Below are 14,869 nucleotides of genomic sequence, written 5' to 3'. Positions count from 1 at the left end.
CAGCGTATACTACGCCACCTTTGAGAATCTCGGGTTTGGCATTTGGGCCTGGCAATCGCGAGTTCACACTGAACCGCCGTGACCGGGCCTTACAGCCTGACGAGGCGTCAAAACCCTATACGAAGCTCGAGCTAATTTGATTTTTGGAGAATAGACATGTCCCGAGTCTGCCAAGTTACTGGCAAGCGTCCGGTGACCGGTAATAACCGTTCCCACGCACTGAACGCGACTAAACGCCGTTTCCTGCCGAACCTGCACTCTCACCGTTTCTGGGTTGAGAGCGAGAAGCGTTTTGTCACCCTGCGCGTATCTGCTAAAGGTATGCGTGTAATTGATAAGAAAGGCATCGATACAGTTCTGTCTGAACTGCGTGCCCGTGGCGAAAAGTACTAAGTACTTAAAGAGGAAATAAATCATGGCTAAAGGTATTCGTGAGAAAATCAAGCTGGTTTCTTCTGCTGGTACTGGTCACTTCTATACCACTACGAAGAACAAACGTACTAAGCCGGAAAAACTGGAACTGAAAAAGTTCGATCCAGTTGTCCGTCAGCACGTTCTCTACAAAGAAGCTAAAATTAAATAAGTTTTAGTTTTCTTGTACAGAAACCCGGCTTCGGCCGGGTTTTTTGCATTCTGAGTATCTTAACGGAGGAAACATGCCTGAATTACCTGAGGTAGAAACCAGCCGCCGCGGTATAGAGCCGCACCTGGTGGGTCAAACTATCCTGCACGCGGTGGTACGCAATGGCCGCCTGCGCTGGCCCGTTTCCGACGAGATCCACCGCCTGAGCGATAAGCCGGTGCTTAGCGTACAGCGGCGGGCAAAATATCTGCTGCTGGAGCTGCCCGACGGCTGGATCATCATCCACCTCGGCATGTCCGGTAGCCTGCGCATCCTTCCCCACGATCTGCCTGCCGAGAAGCACGATCATGTCGATCTGGTGATGAGCAACGGCAAAGTGCTGCGCTACACCGATCCGCGCCGCTTCGGTGCCTGGCTGTGGACCAAAGAGCTGGCGGGGCACAATGTGCTGGCGCACCTGGGACCGGAGCCGCTAAGCGATGCGTTCAATGCAGAGTATCTACAGCAGAAGTGCGCGAAAAAGAAGACCGCCATTAAACCCTGGCTGATGGATAACAAGTTAGTGGTGGGGGTAGGCAACATCTACGCCAGCGAATCGCTGTTTGCCGCCGGGATCCACCCGGACCGGCTCGCCTCGTCACTCTCTCATGAAGAGTATGCTCTTCTGGTGCAGGTGATTAAGGCAGTGCTGCTGCGCTCGATAGAGCAGGGCGGGACAACGTTAAAAGACTTTCTGCAAAGCGACGGGAAGCCGGGCTATTTCGCCCAGCAGCTACAGGTATACGGGCGCAAAGGTGAGCCCTGCCGCGTCTGTGCGACGCCGATCGTGGCGACCAAGCACGCCCAACGCGCCACCTTCTACTGCCGTCACTGCCAGAAGTAGTCGCATTTTGTATGCCGGGCAAACGCAGTGCCGCCCGGCATAGCGAATCCTACCGAAGCTTCTGCAAAAGTGCCTGGTGCACGTTTGCCGGCAGGAAGTCGGCCACGTCGCCCTGATGACGCGCCACCTCTTTTACCAGCGACGATGAGATAAACGACCACTCTTTGGCAGGCATCAGAAAGACGCTCTCCAGCTCTGGCATCAGATGGCGGTTCATATGCGCCAGCTGGGTCTCATACTCAAAATCGGCCACGGCCCGTAGACCACGGATCAGGATTGTTGCCTGCTGGTCGCGGGCAAAGCTCGCCATCAGATCGCTAAAGCCAATTACTTCAACGTTTTCAATATGGGCGGTAGCTTCCTGTGCCAGAGCAACGCGCTCCTCGAGGGAGAAGAGCGGCTTTTTGCTTGGGCTGGCGGCAATCGCCATGATAACCCGATCGAACATGCCCGCGGCCCGGGTAATGATATTGATATGGCCGTTAGTGACCGGATCGAAAGTGCCAGGGTAAATTGCGCGCTTTTGCATATAAAAACCTTAGTGGGCTTTTGGTGGCAGATAGGGTTCCAGCAATTGTAACAGACGCTGCAGCGCGCCCTGGTTTTGATAGAGGACCTCTACCGCATGACGGCCGTAGAAGTTACGGTAGTCCTCATCGGTCAACAGGGAGGCGACCTCTTTGCTCAGCGAGGCGACGTCCACAACGGTGATCAAACCGTCGGCCTGGGTCAGACGGGCGCAAATATCTTTAAAGTTGAAGGTGTGCGGCCCCATCAGCACAGGGATAGCGTGCGCGGCGGCCTCAAGCGGGTTATGCCCGCCACGCTCTACCAGCGAACCGCCAACAAAGGCGAGATCGGCAATGCCGTAAAGCAGCATTAGTTCGCCCATAGTATCGCCCACCACCACCTGGGTGCTGCTGGAGGGGACTTCTCCCGACGAGCGGGTGATATAGCTCAGGCCCGCCTGCCGCACCAGGTTGATGGCGTCCGGGAAACGTTCCGGGTGGCGCGGAACCAGGATCAGCAGCAGATTAGGGAACTCTCTCAATAGCGTCTGGTGTGCCTCGATAACCGCACTCTCTTCGCCCTCGTGGGTGCTGGTGGCGATCCAGACCGGACGATGCGGGGCCCACTGGCGGCGCAGCGTCACTGCCCGGGAGGCGAGCTGGGGCGTAACCGAGATATCGAATTTCAGGCTGCCGGTGACGGTGAGCTGGTTACGCTTTGCCCCAAGGGCAATAAAGCGCTCGCCATCCTCTTCGTTCTGGGCGGCGATCAGCGTGATACGGCGCAGGAGGGTGCGAATAAAATCGCCCAGCTTTGCATAGCCTTTAGCCGAGCGCGCAGAGAGACGAGCGTTGGCAATCACCAGCGGGATCTGGCGTTTGTGCAGAGCGGCAATCAGGTTCGGCCACAGCTCGGTCTCCATCACCAGCACCAGCTTCGGATCCACGGCGTTTAAAAAACGATTAAGTGCGTCCGGCAGATCGTAGGGCAGGTAGACGTGCTGAACGTCGTTGCCAAAAGCAGAGAGCACGCGCTCTGAGCCGGTTGGGGTCATCGTGGTGACGGTAATCGGCAGATCGGGATAGCGATGGCGCAGGGCGCGAACCAACGGGATTGCCGCCAGGGTTTCGCCCACGGAAACGGAGTGCATCAGAATGCCGCCGGGCTTAAGCGGTTTCTTATAGAAGCCGTAACGCTCGCCCCAGCGTTTGCGGTAGGCCGGTGCTTTGCGACCACGCACCCAGAGACGCAGCCAGATAAGCGGCTGAATCAGGTAGAAAAGAGTGGTGTAAAGCAATTGAAGCATAGTCCGCAACTGGCTGATGGATGTGCTGGGAATTCTATGTATTTAGCCGCATCAATGCCATTACTTTTGCCGAATTCGCTGCAAATCCCCCATTCAGCGGGTGATGAATCCTAAAACTTACCCTTTTTTGTAGTATTTTTATAAAGTTAGTTGAAATCAGCGGCTTGCTGAAAAAACATTCGTGTCGGCTTAGACAGCAAAAAATGCTACACTAGCGCGCAAAAATGGGCGCGTTACGGTGTACAGGTAGCTGGTAGGCCTGGGCGGTAGCGTGCTTATTGTTGTCTATACTGGTCATCATCAACGGATAAGAGCCGCTTGTGGAAAAGCCATTTCAAAGAATTCTGCTGATAAAAATGCGCTTTCATGGGGATATGCTCCTTACGACGCCCGTCGTAAGCACCCTGAAACGCCATTACCCTGCCGCGAAAATCGACGTGTTGCTCTATCAGGATACTACTCCTATCCTGTCAGAAAACGCAGAGATCAACGCGCTCTACGGCCTCAAAAATAAAAAAGCCACAGCCGGAGAGAAAATCACTAACTTTGTGGATGTGCTCAAACAGCTGCGCGCTAACCGTTACGATCTTATCGTCAACCTGACTGACCAGTGGATGGCCGCTGCGCTGGTGCGCTTCCTGCCAGCCCGCGTCAAGATTTCCCAGGATTTCCCCCATCGGCAGGCGGCTTTCTGGCGCAAAAGCTTTACTCATCATGCTCCCGTCGTTGGCGATCATATTGTTGAGCGCAACCTGTCGGCACTGCGTCCACTAGGGATCACCGAGGATTGCCGCGAGCTAACCATGAGCTATACCGGGCAAAACTGGCAGGCGATGCGTGAGCAGCTCACTGCCGCCGGGGTAGGAGAACATTATGTGGTGATCCAGCCCACGGCGCGTCAGGCCTTTAAGTGCTGGGATAACAGCAAGTTCTCCCAGGTCATTGATGCCCTGCATCATCAGGGCTATGAAGTCGTGCTTACCTCCGGCCCCGGCGCGGACGATCTGGAGTGTGTGGAAGAGATAGCCAGCGCCTGTGAAACGCGCCCGGTGACCGCGCTGGCGGGAAAAACGCGTTTTCCTGAGCTGGCAGCGCTTATCGATCATGCCGCGCTGTTTATCGGCGTCGACTCTGCACCGATGCACATCGCTGCGGCGGTAAAAACAAAAATTATCGCCCTGTTTGGCGCAACCGATCATATTGCCTGGCGTCCCTGGTCAGATGACGCCATCGTGCTTTGGGCCGGGAACTACCAGCCAATGCCGACGCGTGACCAGCTCGATCGCAACCGGCGCTACCTCTCGGCGATCCCGGCAGAGGAGGTTATTGCTGCTGCCCGGACGCTGCTCTTGCCGCGCCATTCTGCCGGGCAGGCAGGTGGCTCCCTATGATCGTCGCCTTCTGCCTCTACAAATACTTTCCGTTTGGCGGGCTACAGCGCGATTTCATGCGCATTGCCCGGACGGTAGCTGGGCGCGGCCACCAGGTGCGCGTCTATACCCAGTCCTGGCAGGGGGAGAGCCCCGAGGAGTTTGAGCTGATTGTCGTTCCGGTCAGGAAACGCACTAATCACGGGCGCAACGCCGAGTACTATCAGTGGGTAAAAGCGCACCTTGCCCAGCATCCTGTGGCGCGAGTCGTGGGCTTTAACAAGATGCCGGGCCTCGATATCTACTACGCGGCAGACGTCTGCTATGCCGAGAAGGTGGCCCAGGAGAAGGGCTTTTTCTATCGCCTGACTTCACGTTATCGCCACTATGCTGCCTTTGAGCGCGCAACCTTTGAACAGGGTAAGAAGACGCAGCTGCTGATGCTAACTGATAAGCAGATTGCCGATTTCCAGCGTCACTATCAGACCGAGCCTGAACGTTTTCACATCCTCCCGCCCGGCATCTATCCCGATCGTAAATATACCCAGCAGATCCCCGACAGCCGTCGCGTCTATCGAGAGAAAAATCGCATCGGTGAGGCTCAGAACTTTGTTTTACAGGTAGGGTCAGATTTTAACCGTAAGGGCGTGGCGCGCACCATTGAGGCCATCGCCGCGCTGCCTGACGCGCTGCGGCAAAATACGCTGCTGTTTGTTGTGGGGCAGGATAGGCCTGGACCCTTCGCGGCGCTTGCCGCAAAGCTGGGCATAAAAGAGAATGTACACTTCTTTGCCGGACGCAGCGACGTGGCCGAACTGATGGCCGCAGCGGACCTGCTTGTGCATCCTGCGAAGCAGGAGGCGGCAGGCATTGTCCTGCTGGAGGCGGTGGCGGCAGGGCTACCGGTGATCGTAACCGAGGTCTGTGGCTACGCGCCCTATATAGCGGATGCCCGCTGTGGTGTGGTGATTAACGAGCCGTTTTCGCAGGCAGCGCTCAACAAGACGCTGGCCGATGCGTTAGGTACGCCGTTGCGCCTGAGCGAGTGGGCGGCTAATGCTCGTCACTATGCGGATACGCAGGATCTCTACAGCCTGCCGGAAAAGGTCGCTGATATGATAACGGGTGAAGTGAATGGTTGAACTGAAAGAGCCGCTGGCCACCTTATGGCGCGGTAAAGATGCCTTTGCCGAAGTGAAAAAATTGCAGGGCGACGTGTTTCGCGAGCTTGAAACGCGCAGAACGATCCGCTTTGAGCTGGCTGGCAAGAGCTACTTCCTTAAGTGGCATCAGGGCACCTCGGTAAAAGAGATAGCCAAAAACTTACTCTCTCTGCGTATGCCGGTGCTGGGAGCTGACCGGGAGTGGAATGCGATCCATCGCCTGAGCGAGTGCGGCGTCGACACCATGCATGGCATTGGCTTTGGTGAGAAGGGGGCCAATCCGCTGACGAAAAAGTCATTTATTATTACCGAGGATCTGACCCCAACCATTAGCCTTGAAGACTACTGCGCTGACTGGAGCGTGAATCCACCCGATCTGCACGTTAAACGGATGCTTATTCGGCGTGTGGCCATGATGGTGCGCAAGATGCATCAGGCCGGCGTTAACCATCGCGACTGTTACCTGTGCCACTTCCTGCTGCACCTGCCTTTTTCCGGAGAAGAGCGTGATTTAAAGCTGTCGATAATCGACCTTCACCGGGCGCAGATCCGCCGCCGTGTTCCACAGCGCTGGCGCGATAAGGATCTTATTGGCCTCTATTTCTCCTCAATGAACATTGGATTAACAGAGCGGGATGTCTGGCGCTTTTTGAAAATCTATTTTGGCGTGTCGCTCAAGGAAATTTTTCGCCAGCAAGATGAGTTAATTCGCCAGGCTAGAGAAAAAGCAGATAAAATCCGCGAAAGAACGATTCGCAAATCATTGTGATTGCCCAGCGCAAAGAGCCTGTAAGTTTTAGTAATTTTTCAACTTTATTGGATAAGAGTCAAAATGTCTCAACTCAGCGATGAAAATGTCATCCTTTCTATGTTTGAATATGCTTCTCAAACAAAGACATCCGAAAATAGTTTAAATATAGCTTTTGGTATTGATAAGAACTTCATTTTTGGATGTGGAGTGGCCATTGCCTCAATCCTCTTAAGTAATAAGAATTTATCTTTTAAATTTCATGTATTTACAGACTCGTTAAGTGACGAGGATGAAGTTCGATTTTCGCAGTTAGCTGAACAGTACAAAACATCGATAAAAATCTATTTAATTGACTGTGAAAAGCTAAAATCCTTGCCTTCGACAAAAAACTGGTCCTATGCGACCTATTTCCGTTTTGTTATTGCAGACTACTTTTATCAAAAGATAGATAAGTTGCTTTATTTGGATGCTGATATTGCATGCAAAGGAAGCCTTCAGGAATTAGTTGATTACCATTTTTCAGCGGATGAAATCGCTGCTGCGGTCACTGAGAGAGGTGATGAGTGGTGGAATAATCGCGCAGTAAGACTTTCAACGCCAGCGTTAAGGTCTGGCTATTTTAACGCTGGCTTTTTATTAATCAACATTAATGAATGGCATAATCACGATATCTCTTCTAAAGCGATAGAGATGCTCCGCATACCGGAATGGGCAGAAAAAATTACGCATCTCGATCAGGATGTTTTAAATGTTCTCCTGGTTGGAAAAGTGAAATTTATCAGCGGCAAATATAATACACGCTTTAGCATTAACTATGAATTGAAGCGTAATGTAATCAACCCTGTTAATGATGAGACTGTTTTTATTCACTATGTAGGCCCTACCAAGCCCTGGCATGAGTGGGCGCAGTATCCCGTTTCACAGAGCTTTTTTATGGCAAAAGAAGCATCCCCATGGCATAGCGTTGCGTTACTTAAGCCCACAAATAGCAATCAATTTAGATACTGTGCAAAGCATAAGTTTAATCAGAAGAAATATTTGCAGGGATTGCGAAGCTATTTTAACTACTATAGAGCCAAAGCTATAAAGGGATAAGAAAAGTGGATTTTAAAAAACTCACCCGGTTCAAAGATATAGTGGTATTGGATAAGCGCACGGTAGCGTGTGATGACCGAGACACTTTCAATATTTCATGGGGTATTGATAAAAACTATCAGGTAGGGGCAGCTATCTCTATTGCATCAATCCTTGAAAATAATAAACAACAAAATATTGAATTTACCTTTCATATCATCAGTGATTTCTTAGACGGTGACTATGTTGAACTGCTAACGCAGTTGGCGGATCAATATAAAACGGTAATAAAACTATACCATATTGATTCTCAACCTTTAACCTCACTGCCGAAAACGAATATTTGGCCAGTATCTATCTATTATCGTCTACTCTCTTTTGATTATTTCTCGGAGCGGCTGGATAAATTACTTTATCTCGATGCTGATGTTACATGCAAAGGCTCTTTGCATGAATTGGCGGCGATGGAGTTTGGCAACGAGTATGGTGCAGTTGTCGTTGATGTTGATTCGATGCAGAAGAAAAGCGCTGAGCGCTTGCAGAATGATGAATTTAAAGGAAACTACTTTAACTCCGGTGTAATGTATATAAATTTACGCCAATGGCTTACATCTCATTTAACGGAGAAATTCTTTGAACTTCTTTCTGACAATAATATTACAAAAAATATAAAATATCCCGATCAGGATATTTTAAATATCATGTTTTTACATCATGTGAAAATATTGCCGAGATCGTACAATACTATTTATACACTAAAATCAGAGTTTGAGAAGAAAGATAGAAATTATTATAATTCAGTTATTAATGATCGGACGGTTTTTATTCACTACACTGGCGTTACAAAGCCCTGGCATGATTGGGCCGACTACCCTTCAGCGCAATTTTTCCGCAGTATTTATAAAATTTCGCCCTGGAAGATAAGACCCTATCAAGCAGCAGAGCAAAAGCATGAGTATCGGGAGAGGTATAAGCACTTGCTTTATCAAAACAAATTCTTCGACGGCCTTTGTGCAGCAATAAAATATAATTTAATGAAGGGTTGAGCTTAATGATTGATAAAATCATATTTACGGTTACGCCTATTTTCTCCATACCTCCGCGTGGCGCTGCCGCAGTGGAAACATGGATGTATCAGGTTGCGCAGCGAACCACTATCCCTAACCGTATCGTATGCATTAAAAACGAAGGTTACTCTGATTATTCACTTGTTAATGCCAACTGTAGTATCCATCGTATAGGATTTAGTCGTATCTATAAACGTCTTTTTCAGAAATGGACGCGATTGGATCCGCTGCCCTATTCACAGCGAATACTGAATATTGCCCGAGATTTTCAGATAACTGATAATAGCGTCATAGTTGTGCATAATAGTATGAAGTTATACCGGCAAATTCGTCAGCGTGCTCCCCAGGCGAAAGTGGTGATACATATGCATAATGCGTTTGAGCCAAAAGGGCTTGATCCTGATGTTAAGATGATTGTGCCAAGCTTGTTCTTGAAAAATTATTATCAATCATTTTTGCCACAGGCAGACATTGTTATTGTACCTAACGGTATTGATTTAGGCTGTTATCAATCTACTGATAAGCCAAAGCTAACGTCCGATCTTAATATTGGACCAGATGAAAAAGTTATCTTTTATGCGGGACGTATTGTTCCTGATAAGGGTGTCCTGTTACTTTTACAGGCATTCGAAAAAATTATTGCCACACAAAAAAATGTAAAACTCGTTGTTGTTGGCGATCATATGGAAGCGAGTAAAAGTGATAAAGGCGCTTATCAACGCGATGTCAGAGAGATAGCGGAGCGGCTTAACGATCGCTGCGTTATGTTGGGAAGCATATCTCCCGAAGCAATGCATCACTACTACTCTCTGGGTGATTTAGTCGTCATCCCCTCCCAGTGCAAGGAGGCATTTTGTATGGTAGCGATTGAAGCAATGAGCGCAGGAAAGCCTGTGCTGGTTAGCACGCGTGGAGGGATGGTCGAGTTTGTTAAGGATCGTCATACTGGTTATCATTTATCAGAACCAATGACGGCAGAATCAATTGCTCAGGATATTATGGCTGTATTGCAAAACAGTGAGCTCTCGGATATCGCTAAGCGTGGTCAAAATTACGTATGTGACCACTATAGCTGGAACAGCGTTACCGAGAGCTTTGAAAAAGTGTTGCACGACTGGTTTGGTTAAAAAAGCTACTTAACGTAGCTTTTTCCTGTCATGCAGTTTTGTTTTTCATGGCTAGCAGGAATCCGGCAAAAATCCCTAACAGATCCAACTCTATCTGTTCCAGATTACCGCGGATAATAAAATAGCCAATAAAAGATAACAAAATGATCATATAGGCATTATAGGGAGAGTAGCGATCGTCCCTAAAGGCGTTTGATACACACTCTTTAATAATGCCTGCATATATCAAAAGAAGAGCGGCCAGCCCTAACAGACCCATACCAAACCAGACAAACAGCGCCAGGTTATGCGGGCCAATTGATTCCCTAAAGAACCAACCAGGGTAATTTGCGGCACGCTTATTGTATACATTATCATAAGCCTTATTGCCAAAACCGTATCCAACGACCGGGTTTTCCATAATTAAATTATATGCGCTTCCCTGGGTGCCGTTAGTATAACGATAAGAACTGTCGGTTTGCTGCATCTTAAATGCTAGCTTCGATGTCATATCCTTATTCATGAAAATTGCGGTCAGGAAAACAGCAGCGACTATCGCACCTGTTGCTAACAATTTCCACTGTTTATAAAGTAGAGTCCAGATTAACCCGACAATCAATACGGACAGCCAGGCTCCGCGTGACAGCGTGCCCAGCATCAAGAAAAGATAAGCTGTACTTAATACCAAAAAGGCAATGCGATATCCCTTTGATTTGAAAAGCCAAAGATTCAGGAGCGCGGGGAAAAAAAATACCAGTGAGTCGGAAATGGGCCGGTGCCTGTAGTCTGAAAAGGGCATAATGCCTTGCTGATAATCCTGATAATAGGAAACGAGCTCAGCTAGCGAGCGTAAGCTTAATGAAGTCAAAAATGAGAAAAAGAGAATTTTTGAAATCATTGCTTTAGTTTCATCCCGTAGCAAAACAGGAATAACAAGCGTACATAACAGTGTATTTTCAACAATCGAGTTGTTTATAGCCTTTAGGCTAGCTTTAAATTCTGGCGTATGAAGCAGTGAGAGGAAAGCCGTTGCTGTCAGAAAAATAACGCTGGCAAAAAGAAAACTTTTAAATATTGTTAAATAATGTCGTGGCTGCTTGCATAAATATACAATTGTGGTGATGGTCATCAGGATGACGATAAGATGTTTATATCGTGTAATACCGTTTAAAAAATAGGTGGCGATAAACAAGAATATAAGTGCTCTGTTCCAAAACACATTCCAGTCTTTTTTCTCACTACCAAAAAGCAAGGTTAAGGCCATCTCTTCTCCAACGTATAGTTACGAAAGCACATTATTTTGACAGTAGCTGATTAAGTACAGTAGATGCGGGTAAGCTAGCAAGGCTCTTATTTGCAGATCGGCATTCTGTCTGATTCTTTCCATATCCCCCAATGAGGCCAGGATCGGTAGGACCATATAAAGTAATATTTGGGCGATCGAGCGCTGCAGTCAGGTGGCTTAAGCCTGTATCCACCGATACCACATACTTTGCCCCTGCCAGCACGCGAGCCACTTCTTCAAGACTCATTCGCGGCAAGACATCAACGTAATCAAACCCTTGCGCCAGCCTCTTTGCTCGTGCTTCCTCATGAGGCGCCCCCCAGGGCAACTTAATACGTACGCCAGACTCCGCAAGTAAGCTAATCAGCTCTCGCCAGTTGGCTTCCGGCCAGTGTTTATCATCCCGTGTGGTTGCGTGCAAGAATACTGCATACTGGCCTCTATCAGCATTCAGATTAGTCGCTAAATGTTTGGCAATGGCATAGTCGCCCTGGGTCTGCGGCTTGCGGTAGCCCAGACTTTTCGCAAACAGCTCCCGGGTGCGCTCCACGGCGTGCTGCTGCTTTGCAATATGATGACGGCGGTTGTAGAACAGGCTGGCCAGCGGCTCGCGAGCGGTTTGCCAGTCCATGCCGTGCTTCAGGCCATGCGCCAGCCGGGTGACCAGCGCCGCGCTTTTGACCAGCCCTTGCGCGTCGATGACCGCGTCATAGTGCACCGCCCGCAGGGTCTCACGAAACGCCCGGCGTTCGGCTTTTACCGGTGCGGAGAACCAGGCTTTACGCCAGCGGCGAAGAGCCACCGGAATAACGCGATCCACCGCTTCGTGCCAGGCAGGGATCTGGGCGAAACCTTCCTCTACCACCCAATCAAAGCGGATCCCGGCGATCGCCTGCATGGCATCCGTCAGGGCGGGCAGGGTATGCAATACGTCACCCATCGACGATGTTTTTACAATCAGTACCCGCATTCGTTAGCCTTCTTCATCCAGCAGCAAACCGTTCAGCGTCTCCAGCACCTGCTCGGGCTGAATATCGACCAGGCTCTGGTGATAGCCCTCTGCAGCATCGCCTTTACGCACTTTGTGGTAGCCGGTGATCAGGCGTATCACGCGCGCCTTGTGCGACAGCGGTGGAGTAAAGTCCGGGCTGCTCGGTCCGTACAACGCCACCAGCGGGCGATTCAGCGCGGCGGCAACGTGCATCAGGCCGGAGTCGTTGGTGACTACCGCCCGGCAGGCCGCCAGTAAAATGACCGCCTGCTCAAGCTGCGTCTCACCGGCCAGATTGCGGCACCAAGCCTGCTGCTCAAGGCTGAGCATGGCTAAAATTTCGTTACCCGCGCCGTGATCTTTCGCAGAACCAAACAGCACTACCTGGTAGCCTTCGTCGATCAGCTGCTTCGCCAGTTCGGCGTAGTGGTAGTGCGGCCAGCGTTTTGCCGGGCCAAACTCCGCGCCGGGGCAGAAGCCGATAATCGGGCGTTCGGCCAGGATGCCGAAGGTATTACAGGTGCGGCGCTGCTCGCTCTCTTCTACCTGCAGCTGCGGCCAGAGCAGCGGCTGGGGCAGATCTTTTGCCGATTCCATCACGCCTTTATCGTAGGCCAGCGCCACGTAGCGTTCGACCATCAGCGGCCAGGCCTGCTTATCCAGCACGCGGGCGTCGTTAAGCACGCCGTAGCGCATCTCGCCGCGCCAGCCGGTGCGTACGGGGATATTGGCGAAGAAGGGCACTAAGGCCGATTTATAAGAGTTGGGCAGCACATAAGCGCGATCGTAGCGGCGCTCGCGCAGGCTCACGCCAAGACGGCGGCGTGCGCCAAGCTCCAGCGCCCCATGCCCAAGCGGCATAGGGATTGCTTCGTTCACTTCCGGCATCCGCGACAGCAGCGGACGACACCATGCGGGTGCCATCACGTCGATTGTCGCCTGGGGATAGCGCGCCTTAAGCGTGCGATAGAGACTTTGCGACATCATCATGTCGCCCACCCAAGACGGGCCGATCACCAAAATTTTCATGCGGAATTCTTACGCGTCGCGGTTCAGCCAAGCCATATATTCCGCTACGCCTTCGGCAACGGTTTTAAACGGCTTGTCGTAGCCTGCCGCACGCAGATTGGTCAGATCCGCCTGGGTAAACGCCTGATAGCGTCCTTTCAGCTTCTCCGGGAACGGGATGTATTCGATCTCGCCCTTCTTGTGGAACGCCAGCGCGGCGTCGGCCACGGCCTGGAAGGATTCTGCGCGACCGGTGCCGAGGTTGTAGATACCCGAGACGCGATTTTCCCAGAACCAGAGGTTTACCGCCGCCACGTCGCCTACGTAGACGAAGTCGCGCTTGAAGCCGTCGCTACCTTCAAAGAGCTTCGGCGTTTCGCCGTTGTTCAGCTGGGTGTTGAGGTGGAAGGCGACGCTGGCCATGCTGCCTTTGTGGCCTTCACGCGGGCCATAGACGTTAAAGTAGCGGAAGCCGACGATCGGCGAGTTCGCTTCCGGCAGGATCTGACGCACGTACTCATCGAACAGGAACTTAGAGTAGCCATAAACGTTCAGCGGCTGCTCGTACTCGCGGGATTCGATAAAATCGCTGGTGCGTCCGCCGTAGGTTGCCGCTGAGGAGGCGTACAGGAACGGAATATCGCGCTCCAGGCAGTAGTGCAGCAGCTCTTTGGAGTACTGATAGTTATTGTCCATCATATACTTGCCATCCCACTCGGTGGTGGAGGAGCATGCGCCTTCGTGGAAGATAGCGTCGATGTCGCCGAACTCTTCGCCCGCCATTATCTGGATAAGGAAATCTTCTTTATCCATATAGTCGGCGATGTTCAGGTCGGCCAGATTAACGAACTTGGTGCCATCTTTCAGGTTATCGACCACCAGAATGTCGGTGATGCCTTTGTCATTGAGCGCTTTGACAATGTTGCTGCCGATAAAGCCTGCGCCGCCGGTAACGATAATCATAACTGTAACCTTTGAAGGTGGAAGCACTGAGACAATCTCAGGCATGAATACCTTTATCATACCATTACATTGCCGACCCTTCAGCTCTTCACCGCAATCCCAGCGGGCCGTACGTGATTTGTACTGCAAAAACGACAACCGGTGCGGCATCATCTCGTATCAGCGTAATGCTTTCGGTAAGATGTGCTGAAATTTGCCCAGTCTGGAGAATTGCAATGCGTGGGGATTTTTACCAACGGTTGAACAGCGACCTTGAAACCGCCCGGGCGGAAGGGTTGTTTAAAGAAGAACGGATTATCACCTCGGCCCAGCAGGCTGATATCACCGTTGCCGACGGCAGCCAGGTGATCAACTTCTGCGCCAACAACTATCTCGGTCTGGCGAACCACCCGGATCTCATCAGCGCAGCGAAGGCCGGGATGGACAGCCACGGCTTCGGCATGGCCTCGGTGCGTTTTATCTGCGGCACGCAGGATACCCACAAAGCCCTTGAGAAGAAGCTGGCCGGGTTTCTTGGCATGGAAGACGCTATTCTCTACTCCTCCTGCTTCGACGCTAACGGCGGTCTGTTCGAAACGCTGCTGGGCGCGGAAGACGCCATTATTTCCGATGCCCTGAACCACGCCTCTATCATTGACGGGGTCCGCCTCTGCAAGGCCAAACGCTATCGCTACGCCAATAACGACATGCAGGAGCTGGAGGCGCGTCTGCAAGAGGCGCGCGATGCGGGAGCGCGGCAGGTACTGATCGCCACCGACGGCGTCTTCTCTATGGATGGCGTGATCGCCAACCTGAAAGGCGTCTGCGAC

General features: G+C 51.2%; 16 protein-coding genes. 10 read left to right on the top strand and 6 right to left on the bottom strand.

The features are described 5' to 3' along the window. Positions 1-156 precede the first annotated feature (156 nt). The 3 genes from rpmB to mutM all read left to right on the top strand — a co-directional run bounded on the left by rpmB (position 157) and on the right by mutM (position 1,466). The gene (gene rpmB / locus RTP97_RS20045) at positions 157-393 is read left to right on the top strand and encodes a 50S ribosomal protein L28 (RefSeq protein WP_002436699.1); all 237 of its coding nucleotides are present in this window, start codon (positions 157-159) and stop codon (positions 391-393) included. Between the two features lie 22 nt (positions 394-415). Beyond that, positions 416-583 carry a 50S ribosomal protein L33 gene (gene rpmG / locus RTP97_RS20040; RefSeq protein ID WP_003024094.1) on the top strand — a complete coding sequence of 56 codons (168 nt, stop codon included), beginning with the start codon at positions 416-418 and terminating at the stop codon, positions 581-583. Between the two features lie 73 nt (positions 584-656). After that, on the top strand, positions 657-1,466 hold the full coding sequence (gene mutM / locus RTP97_RS20035; protein WP_312416763.1) for a bifunctional DNA-formamidopyrimidine glycosylase/DNA-(apurinic or apyrimidinic site) lyase: 810 nt from the start codon (positions 657-659) through the stop codon (positions 1,464-1,466). Between the two features lie 49 nt (positions 1,467-1,515). On the opposite strand, the gene coaD is transcribed toward mutM, so the two are convergent. Continuing rightward, positions 1,516-1,995 (bottom strand): pantetheine-phosphate adenylyltransferase, encoded by a 480-nt coding sequence (coaD, locus tag RTP97_RS20030; RefSeq protein ID WP_312416761.1) that lies wholly within the window; start codon positions 1,993-1,995, stop codon positions 1,516-1,518. A 9-nt stretch (positions 1,996-2,004) separates the two neighbouring features. Then, a complete protein-coding gene (waaA, locus tag RTP97_RS20025) occupies positions 2,005-3,282 on the bottom strand; it encodes a lipid IV(A) 3-deoxy-D-manno-octulosonic acid transferase (RefSeq protein ID WP_312416759.1) in 1,278 nt (425 codons plus the stop codon). Positions 3,283-3,602: 320 nt separating this feature from the next. On the opposite strand from waaA, the gene rfaQ reads away from it, so the two are divergent. The 6 genes from rfaQ to RTP97_RS19995 all read left to right on the top strand — a co-directional run bounded on the left by rfaQ (position 3,603) and on the right by RTP97_RS19995 (position 9,834). Beyond that, a complete protein-coding gene (gene rfaQ, locus RTP97_RS20020) occupies positions 3,603-4,673 on the top strand; it encodes a lipopolysaccharide core heptosyltransferase RfaQ (RefSeq protein ID WP_312416756.1) in 1,071 nt (356 codons plus the stop codon). After that, a complete protein-coding gene (locus RTP97_RS20015) occupies positions 4,670-5,794 on the top strand; it encodes a glycosyltransferase family 4 protein (RefSeq protein ID WP_312416754.1) in 1,125 nt (374 codons plus the stop codon). The genes rfaQ and RTP97_RS20015 overlap by 4 nt, the downstream gene beginning before the upstream one ends. After that, positions 5,787-6,584: a lipopolysaccharide core heptose(I) kinase RfaP gene (rfaP, locus tag RTP97_RS20010; RefSeq protein WP_312416751.1), complete on the top strand. Its 798-nt coding sequence runs from the start codon at positions 5,787-5,789 to the stop codon at positions 6,582-6,584. Before RTP97_RS20015 ends, rfaP begins: the two co-directional genes overlap by 8 nt. Before the next feature lie 63 nt (positions 6,585-6,647). Beyond that, positions 6,648-7,661: a lipopolysaccharide 3-alpha-galactosyltransferase gene (gene waaO, locus RTP97_RS20005; protein WP_312416749.1), complete on the top strand. Its 1,014-nt coding sequence runs from the start codon at positions 6,648-6,650 to the stop codon at positions 7,659-7,661. 5 nt (positions 7,662-7,666) lie between these two features. Beyond that, positions 7,667-8,686, top strand: a complete 1,020-nt coding sequence (locus tag RTP97_RS20000; protein WP_312416747.1) for a glycosyltransferase — start codon at positions 7,667-7,669, stop codon at positions 8,684-8,686. 5 nt (positions 8,687-8,691) lie between these two features. Next, positions 8,692-9,834 (top strand): lipopolysaccharide N-acetylglucosaminyltransferase, encoded by a 1,143-nt coding sequence (locus RTP97_RS19995; protein ID WP_312416746.1) that lies wholly within the window; start codon positions 8,692-8,694, stop codon positions 9,832-9,834. 28 nt (positions 9,835-9,862) lie between these two features. Here the strand turns inward: RTP97_RS19995 and rfaL are convergent, their stop codons facing one another. Genes rfaL through rfaD form a run of 4 tightly spaced genes read right to left on the bottom strand, consistent with a single transcriptional unit; the run spans position 9,863 to position 14,060 of the window. After that, the gene (gene rfaL, locus RTP97_RS19990; protein WP_312416745.1) at positions 9,863-11,077 is read right to left on the bottom strand and encodes an O-antigen ligase RfaL; all 1,215 of its coding nucleotides are present in this window, start codon (positions 11,075-11,077) and stop codon (positions 9,863-9,865) included. A 31-nt stretch (positions 11,078-11,108) separates the two neighbouring features. Beyond that, positions 11,109-12,068 (bottom strand): lipopolysaccharide heptosyltransferase RfaC, encoded by a 960-nt coding sequence (gene rfaC, locus RTP97_RS19985; RefSeq protein ID WP_312416742.1) that lies wholly within the window; start codon positions 12,066-12,068, stop codon positions 11,109-11,111. Positions 12,069-12,071: 3 nt separating this feature from the next. Beyond that, the gene (gene rfaF / locus RTP97_RS19980) at positions 12,072-13,118 is read right to left on the bottom strand and encodes an ADP-heptose--LPS heptosyltransferase RfaF (protein ID WP_312416740.1); all 1,047 of its coding nucleotides are present in this window, start codon (positions 13,116-13,118) and stop codon (positions 12,072-12,074) included. Between the two features lie 9 nt (positions 13,119-13,127). Continuing rightward, complete coding sequence (gene rfaD, locus RTP97_RS19975) at positions 13,128-14,060, bottom strand: ADP-glyceromanno-heptose 6-epimerase (protein ID WP_312416738.1); 933 nt, start codon at positions 14,058-14,060, stop codon at positions 13,128-13,130. Between the two features lie 215 nt (positions 14,061-14,275). On the opposite strand from rfaD, the gene RTP97_RS19970 reads away from it, so the two are divergent. Continuing rightward, positions 14,276-14,869 (top strand): aminotransferase class I/II-fold pyridoxal phosphate-dependent enzyme (locus RTP97_RS19970; protein WP_312416735.1); only part of this gene is annotated, 594 nt, incomplete at its 3' end.

This window comes from Pseudescherichia sp. (genome assembly GCF_031998825.1).
Classification (GTDB): Bacteria; Pseudomonadota; Gammaproteobacteria; order Enterobacterales; family Enterobacteriaceae; genus Pseudescherichia.
The sequence above is the reverse complement of the archived record's forward strand: the minus strand, read 5'-3'. Positions and strand labels throughout refer to the sequence as shown.

Excerpts from the sequence above, each read along its gene's own strand:
- rpmB (WP_002436699.1), top strand. The coding sequence starts at position 157 with ATGTCCCGAGTCTGCCAAGTTACTGGCAAGCGTCCGGTGACCGGTAAT.
- rpmG (WP_003024094.1), top strand. The coding sequence starts at position 416 with ATGGCTAAAGGTATTCGTGAGAAAATCAAGCTGGTTTCTTCTGCTGGT.
- mutM (WP_312416763.1), top strand. The coding sequence starts at position 657 with ATGCCTGAATTACCTGAGGTAGAAACCAGCCGCCGCGGTATAGAGCCG.
- coaD (WP_312416761.1), bottom strand. The coding sequence starts at position 1,995 with ATGCAAAAGCGCGCAATTTACCCTGGCACTTTCGATCCGGTCACTAAC.
- waaA (WP_312416759.1), bottom strand. The coding sequence starts at position 3,282 with ATGCTTCAATTGCTTTACACCACTCTTTTCTACCTGATTCAGCCGCTT.
- RTP97_RS20015 (WP_312416754.1), top strand. The coding sequence starts at position 4,670 with ATGATCGTCGCCTTCTGCCTCTACAAATACTTTCCGTTTGGCGGGCTA.
- rfaP (WP_312416751.1), top strand. The coding sequence starts at position 5,787 with ATGGTTGAACTGAAAGAGCCGCTGGCCACCTTATGGCGCGGTAAAGAT.
- waaO (WP_312416749.1), top strand. The coding sequence starts at position 6,648 with ATGTCTCAACTCAGCGATGAAAATGTCATCCTTTCTATGTTTGAATAT.
- RTP97_RS19995 (WP_312416746.1), top strand. The coding sequence starts at position 8,692 with ATGATTGATAAAATCATATTTACGGTTACGCCTATTTTCTCCATACCT.
- rfaL (WP_312416745.1), bottom strand. The coding sequence starts at position 11,077 with ATGGCCTTAACCTTGCTTTTTGGTAGTGAGAAAAAAGACTGGAATGTG.
- rfaC (WP_312416742.1), bottom strand. The coding sequence starts at position 12,068 with ATGCGGGTACTGATTGTAAAAACATCGTCGATGGGTGACGTATTGCAT.
- rfaF (WP_312416740.1), bottom strand. The coding sequence starts at position 13,118 with ATGAAAATTTTGGTGATCGGCCCGTCTTGGGTGGGCGACATGATGATG.
- rfaD (WP_312416738.1), bottom strand. The coding sequence starts at position 14,060 with ATGATTATCGTTACCGGCGGCGCAGGCTTTATCGGCAGCAACATTGTC.